Raw genomic sequence first — 7,428 nt, forward strand, 5'->3', positions numbered from 1 at the left:
CAGCAACAGGCGGGCGCCGGCATCGCGCAGGAGCGCGGCAAGACGCGCCCTCGGCTGGGTCGGGTCGAGGGGCAGAAAGGCGCCCCCGGCCCGCAGGATGGCGAGGAAGGCGGCGATCTGGTCCGGCCCGCGCGGCAGGGCCACGGCGACGATCGTCTCGGGGCCGACGCCGTCGCGGATCAACCGGTGGGCGAGGCGGTTGGCGGCCCGGTCGAGCTCGCCGAACGTGGTGATGCGCGGACCGCAGATCACCGCCGGCGCCTTGGGATTGGCCAAGGCCGCTTCGCCGATCAGTTCCGGCACCAGCGAATCCGACAGCGGCAGCCCGTCCGCGTAGGGCGAGGACAGATCCGCGAGAGAGGAGGCAGGGACCAGCGGCAGGGTATCGACGCGGCGGCCGGTCTCCTCCACGGCACCGCGCAGCAGGGTGAGGAAACCGTCGCGCATCCGCTCCATGGTGTCCCGCTGGAACAGGTCGCGGGCATAGCCGAACGCGCCGCGCAAGGCTCCGCCGGCCTCCGCCACCGTCTCCAGAACGAGATCGAACTGGACGTTGCCGGTTCCCCGCCCGAAGGGCGACACGACGAGATCGCCCACATTGAACCGGGACGGCCCCTCGACCCGGTGGCTGTGCATGACCTGGACGACGGGGGTATGGCTCACGGTCCGGCGGGTCTGGAGCGCCTCCACCAGTCGCTCGAAGGGCAGGTCCTGGTGTCCTTGAGCATCCACCATGGCGTCGCGCACGGCCCTCACATGGTCGAGGACGCTGGCACCCGGATCGACGACGACCCGGATCGCCAGAGTGTTGACGAACAGGCCCACCAGCCCTTCCGTCTCCGGCCGGTTGCGGTTGGCCACCGGCACGCCGATGCGCAGATCCGCCTCGCCGGTATAGCGCCGGAGCACCAAGGCCAGGATGGCGAGCAGGACGATCGCCGTCGTGGCGCCGGCCTGCCGCGCCAGGGTTTCGAGACGCGTCGCGACATCGGCATCGACCGCGAAATCGACGGCCGCTCCGCGAAAACTCTGGACCGCCGGGCGCGGGCGGTCGGCCGGCAGGGGGATCACGGTCTCCGCCGCCCCGAGGCGGTCCCGCCACCAGGCGAGCTGGCGCTCGAGTTCGCCGGCCTCCAGCCAGTCGCGCTGCCAGCGCGCGTAATCGGCATAGGCGATCGGCAGCGGCGGCAGAGCCGCATCCTCGCCCGCCGCATAGAGGCGCATCAGGTCGGCGAGCAGGATATCCACCGAGCGGCCGTCGGAGACGAGGTGATGGATGGTGAGGAGGAGGACGTGGCGCTCGGCCTCCATCCGCACCAGCACGGCCCTGAACAAGGGCGGTGCCGCCAGATCGAAGGGCCGTCGTGCCTCCTCGCGGGACAGGGCAGCGAGGCGTTCCTCGGCGAAGGCCCGGTCCTCGGCCTCCAGCGAGACCTCCCGCAGGCTCGCAGCGACGGAGGCTGCAGTGACCGCCTCGACCTCGTCGGTCTCGCCGGCCCGGAACCCCGTCCTCAGGGCCGGGTGCCGCGCCACGAGGGCGTCGAGGGCCCGCGCCAGCGCATCCCGGTCGAGCGGCCCGGAAAGAGCGAGCCCCCCGGCGATATGGAGCAGGGCCGCGTCGCCTCCCATCCGCCCGATCAGCCACAGCCGCTCCTGCGCGTAGGACAGGGGAGCGACCCTCTCGCCACCGGCATCTTCGTCCCCCGCCACGATGGGCAGGCGCGAGAAGTCGATGCCGCGTGCGGCCAGGGCGTCGAGGAAGACCCTGCGCTTGTCGGGGGCAAGCCGGGCGAAGCGGCGGCTGAGATCGGCGGCTTGGCCAGTCATTCAGGCTTCCAGATCGGCGAGGAGGGCGTCCATGTCGGACAGGTCGGCGGCATCGTCCCGTCCGTCGCCCGCGACCTCGCTCGACGTCGCGGCCAGGGCGTAGCCGCGGAGGGTCGGCCCCTCGAACAGGGCACGGATCGGCACGGTGAGACCGAGACGTTGCTTCACCCGCATGGCGAGTTGCGCGGCGGTGAGGGAATGGCCGCCGAGGGCGAAGAAGTCGTCGTCCCGGCCCACATTCTCGACGTCCAGCACCTCGCGCCAGATCTCGGCCAGGGCGATCTCCATGGCCCCTTCGGGCGCGTCCGACCCTCGCGAGGTCGCGAGGGGCACCGGCAGGGCGCGCAGATCGAGCTTGCCGTTCGGGGTCAGCGGCAGGGAAACGACGACCAGGATATGAGCCGGCACCATATGCACCGGTAGCCGGCGAACGATCCCCTCGCGGAGGGTATCCGCGTCGACCCCGTCGCCGACCACATAGGCGACGAGGTGCCTGTCCCCGGCGGAGTCGCGCAGGATGACGGCGGCGTCGATGACGCCGGGTTCCGCCCGCAGGGCCGCTGCGATCTCCCCCGTCTCGATCCGAAACCCGCGCAGCTTCACCTGCCCGTCGGCCCGTCCGAGATAGGCCAGCGTGCCGTCGGGCCGCCGCAGGGCGAGATCACCGCTGCGATAGAGGCGCGCGCCCGGTGGCCCGAACGGGTCCGGCACGAAGCGCTCGGCGGTGAGCGCGCACCGCCCGAGATAACCCTGCGCCAGACCGGCGCCGCCCACATGCAGCTCGCCCGCCACTCCATCCGGCACGGGGTCGAGGTTGGAGTCGAGGAGGTGCAGGGTGAGATCCGGCAGGGCCTCGCCGATGGGGCTGTCGGCCCGATTCACGTCGTCGGCCACGAGCGGACGATAGGTCACGTGAACCGTGGTCTCGGTGATGCCGTACATGTTGACGAGGCGAGGCGAGGCAGCGCCGAAACGCTCGAACCACGGCCGCAGGGCGGACACGTCGAGGGCTTCCCCACCGAATACGACGTGGCGCAGCGCCAGCCCCCGAGGCCGCGCGAGGGCGGCCTGCATCAGCGGACGGAAGGCGGACGGGGTTTGGTTCAGCACCGTCACGCCCTCGCGGACGAGAAGGTCGAGGAACGCGTCCGCCGCCCGCGCCACCTCGCGCGGCACCACCACGAGCCGCCCGCCGTGACAGAGCGCGCCGAAGATCTCCCAGACCGAGAAATCGAACCCGTAGGAGTGGAACAGCGTCCAGACGTCTTCTTCGGCGAAGGCGAAATCGTCCTGCGTGGTGGTCAGCAGTCGCGCCGCGTTGGCATGGGTGACCACGACGCCCTTCGGCCGGCCGGTGGAGCCCGACGTATAGATCACGTAGGCCGGCTGTCCCGGGTGGGGTGCCGGAGGCAGCGGCGTGGCTTCATCCTCGGACCCCGCCACCGCCGGCCCGTCCATCAGGATCGGCCTGGGGCCGCCCTCGGGCAGGCTATCGACGAGGCCGGCCGTGGCGAGCACGTGCCCGGCCCCGCAATCGGCGAGCATGAAGGCGAGCCGGTCTGCCGGATAGGCCGGATCGAGGGGAACATAGCCGGCTCCGCTCTTCAGGATCGCCAGGATGCCGACGACGAGGGAGATCGAGCGCTCGGCGCAGAGGCCGACGAGATCGCCCGGCCGCACGCCTTCGCGGACGAGATGCCGCGCGAGGCGCGCCGCCCTGGCCTCAAGTTCGGCATAGGTCGCCTGTTCACCCTCGCAAGTGACGGCCACGGCCTGCGGGCGCAGACCCGCCTGCCGGGCGATCCTGAGATGGATCGCGGGCTCGGCCGGCGAGGGCCGGAGGGCGGCGGCCCGATGCCGTGCCGCCTCGATCTCGTCGGGCGGGACGAGGGAGAGGGCATCGAGGGGCGCGTCGGCCGCATCCATCAGGGCATCGAGGATGTGCTGCAGCTGCGCGTTCAGGAGCCGGACCTCGGCGGAGGAGATGCGGGCCTGGTCGATGCTCCAGTTCAGGCGCGGCGTACCGTCGAGGAGAAGCGACAGGGTGAGGGGAACGTCGGTCGCTTCGAGGGTCGCCACCGGGCCGAATTCCAGCCCGCCGAGGCTGCGCTCGCGGACCACGGCGTCGAGGGGGTAGTTCTCGACGACGAGGAGGCTGTCGAACAGCGGCTGCCCGCCGCGCCCGACCCAGGCCTGAATGTCGGCCAGCGATGCGAGGTCGTGCTCGCGCAGGGCCGCCGCCTCGCCTTGCAGCCGACGCAGCCAGTCCCCGACCTTCAGATGTCCGGGCAAGCCGATACAGCGTGGCACCGTGTTGATGAACAGGCCGAGCACGCCATGCATTCCGCCGTCGTCCGGCGGGCGGCCCGACCCGGTCGTGCCGAAGGCCACGGTGGAGCGCCCGGTGAAGCGGCTCAGGGTCAGCGCCCAGGCCGCCTCGAACAATGTGTTCAGCGTCACCTTCTCGCGCCGGGCGAAAGCCTGGAGGCGGTCGGTCCGCGCCTCGCCGAGGGCGGTGTCGATGGCGATGTGCCCGCTTGCCCCCGTCTCGCCGGACAGAGCCGGGGCGAGGAGGCTCGGCTCGTCCAGCCGGGCCAGGGCCTCACGCCAGAACGCCTCGTCGGCGCCGCGGTCGCTTTGCGACAGCCGGGTCAGGTGTTCGCGGAACAGGCGGGTCGGTGCCTCGACCCCCTCTCCGGCATAGTGGCGCAGCACCTCGGAGATCAGGCGCGCATTGCTCCAGCCATCGAGGAGAAGATGATGGCAGGTCCAGATCAGCCTGTGCCGGTTTTGGCCGAGATCGACCAAAAGGAGGCGCATGAGCGGTGCCTGCGCGAGGTCGAAGCCGCGGGCGCGCTCGGCCTGCGCCAGTTCATCGAGATCGGCGTCGGCGCGGTCGCTCGGGTCGAGCCGGGTGATCGGTAGTTCGGCGGTGGCATGCACGAGCTGGAGCGGAGCGGCGAGGTCGCCGGTCCAGAGGAAGCTCGTGCGCAGGATCGGATGACGGGCGACGCTCGCGCGCCAAGCGGCCGCAAAACGGGCGGGGTCGAGGTTGCGGATCGTGACGCCGAGCTGGTTGACGTAGAGACCCGCTTCCGGCGCGGCCAGCGCGTGGAACAGGATGCCGCCCTGCGTCGGGGTCAGCGGATAGATGTCCGTCACGTCCCGCAGATCGAGGCCGTCGATCCGGTCCTGCGTCAGGGCGGCCAGCGGGAAATCGGACGGTGTCGCGCCGCCGGCCATGGGGTCGAGGCCGTGCTCGGCGAGGGCGGAGAACGCGGCACCGAGCCTGTCGGCGAGGCGGTCGATGGTGGCCCCGTCGAAACGGTCGGCGCTGTAGCCGAGGCGCAGGGTAACCACACCGTCCCGCAGGAAGCTGTCGACGATCAGCTCGGCGCCGAGAGGTGCAGCGGGATCCGCAGACAGGCGCATCGATTCGGCATCGACGGAGAACAGGGAACCGGCATCGATGGCAGCGACGGTGCCGAGGTGATTGAACGTCACCTCCGGCCAGGGCTGGGCCGAGAGTTTCGCGCGCTCGTATTCCGAGCCGAGGTAGCGCAGGACCGAGTAGCCCGAGCCGTCCCCGCGGAGGGTTCGCACCGTTTCCTTAGTCGACTTCGCATCGCGCCCGACATCGCACGATACCGACAGGGTGATCGGAACCAGTGTGGTGAACCAGCCGACCGTCCGATCGAGGGGAAGGTTCGCGGCGTCTCCGTCGCGCCCGTGGCGCTCGAGGGTGACGCCCAGCGTCGAGTGCCCCGACCAGGCGGCGACGGCGCGGGACAGGCCGGCGAGGATCACCTCGTCGAGGCGCATCCCGTAGGACGCGCGCAGGCGGTCGAGCCCCGCCATGAGGGACGGGTCGAGAACGAGGGTCCTCGTCGCGGCGTGATGCTGGTCGCGGGCGCCGTCGGGTCGGTCGACGGGAAGGCGGGCGGCCCAAGACGCGGGAGCCCAAACCTCGCTGCGACCGGCGATCTCCGCCGCGTGATCTCGCAGACGATGGGCCCAGGCCCGGAAGGGCGTCGCGGCGGCAGGCGCCGGCGCATCGCCCCGGTAGAGCAGGTCGAGGTCGGAGACGAGGATGCGCCACGACACGGCATCCACCACGAGGTGATGGGCCGTGAGCAGCAGGCGCTGCCCCCCGCCGGGGAGGTTCGCCAGGATGGCGGCGAAGACGCGGCCATCGGCGAGGTTGAGGCTGCGCTCGGCGGCGAGGAAGCACACCCGTGCCTCGTCGTCGCTCTCCACATCGACGATGGTCAGGGGCTCGGCGAGCATCGCGGGCGAGACCGGCTCCTGGATCCAGGCTCCGGTCGCATCGCGGCCGAAGGCGTAGCGCAACGCTTCGTGATGGGCCACCAGGGCCGCCAGCGCGTGGCCGAGGCGATCGGCGTCGAGCCTCACGCGGGCATCGAGTTCGAGGGACTGGTTCCAATGGTCCCGGCGTGCCATCGGCTGTTCGAAGAACCAGTGCTGGATGGGCGTGAGGGGCGCGGGTCCTTCCGGCACGGATACCATCGCCTCCACCCCATCGGGCCGGGCGATGACGCGGGCCAGGGCGGCAACGGTCTGATGCTCGAAGATCTGGCGCGGCGTCGCGGCAAAGCCCGCCTCGCGCAGGCGGGCGACGATCTGCAGGCTGAGGATGGAATCGCCGCCCGCCTCGAAGAAGTTCTGGTCCGGCGGGATGGCGGGGAGGCCGAGAGCCTTGGCCCAGATGTCGGCCACCACCGTCTCGGTGGGGGTGAGCGGGCGCGAGGGGCCGCTCGGCTCCTCCGCCAGCGGCGCGGGTTCCGGCAGCGCCGCGCGGTCGAGCTTGCCGTTGGGCGTCAGCGGCAACCGATCCAGCGCCACGATCCGGCTCGGCACCATGTAGTCGGGCAGACGCCGGGCGAGATCCGCCCGGAGTGCGCTCGCGTCGAGGACCGCCCCCGGCGCCGCCACCGCATAGGCCACCAGCAGCGGCCCCGTCGGACCCTGGCGGAGAGCCACCGCCGCGCCCGCTATGGTCTCCTGCGCCAGCAAAGCCGCCTCGACCTCGCCGAGTTCGATCCGGAACCCGCGCAGCTTCACCTGCGCGTCCGCCCGGCCGAGATACTCCACCGTCCCGTCCGCCCGCCAGCGCGCCAGATCCCCGGTGCGGTAGAGCCGGCCCCCTTCCCGACCCGACAGGTCCGGGAACGGGTCGGGGATGAACCGGTCCGCCGTCTGCCCGGCCCGGCCGAGATAGCCCCGCGCCAGACCGTCGCCGCCCAGNTCCCGACCCGACAGGTCCGGGAACGGGTCGGGGATGAACCGGTCCGCCGTCTGCCCGGCCCGGCCGAGATAGCCCCGCGCCAGACCGTCGCCGCCCAGATGCAACTCCCCGGTGACGCCCACAGGCACCGGCTGCAACGCCGCGTCGAGGATGTAGGCCCGGCGATCCCCCACCGCCCGGCCGATCGGGGCGTAGGCCCCCTCCACCGCGTCGCCCGCACGAGCCCGCCAGACGAGGGGCGAGATCACCGTCTCGGTGGGGCCGTAGCCGTTGATCAGCAGCGTCGGATCGAGCGCCCGGCCGATGAGCGCGAAGCTCTCCCGCGACAGGGCCTC

The 7,428-nt window shown here is 71.8% G+C and carries 2 protein-coding genes and 1 pseudogene; all 3 read right to left on the reverse strand.

Features of this window, described 5'->3' with window-relative positions:
• On the reverse strand, positions 1–1,827 hold a 1,827-nt coding region (locus tag ASF26_RS11720; protein WP_156462975.1), incomplete at its 3' end, for a condensation domain-containing protein.
• On the reverse strand, positions 1,828–7,092 hold a 5,265-nt coding region (locus ASF26_RS11725; RefSeq protein WP_244475908.1), incomplete at its 5' end, for a non-ribosomal peptide synthetase.
• Position 7,093: 1 nt separating this feature from the next.
• A pseudogene (locus tag ASF26_RS23425) lies at positions 7,094–7,422 on the reverse strand (AMP-binding protein); the annotation flags it as partial.
• Positions 7,423–7,428 lie beyond the last annotated feature (6 nt).

Source organism: Methylobacterium sp. Leaf93 (assembly GCF_001422345.1).
GTDB classification, from domain to species: Bacteria; Pseudomonadota; Alphaproteobacteria; order Rhizobiales; family Beijerinckiaceae; genus Methylobacterium; species Methylobacterium bullatum.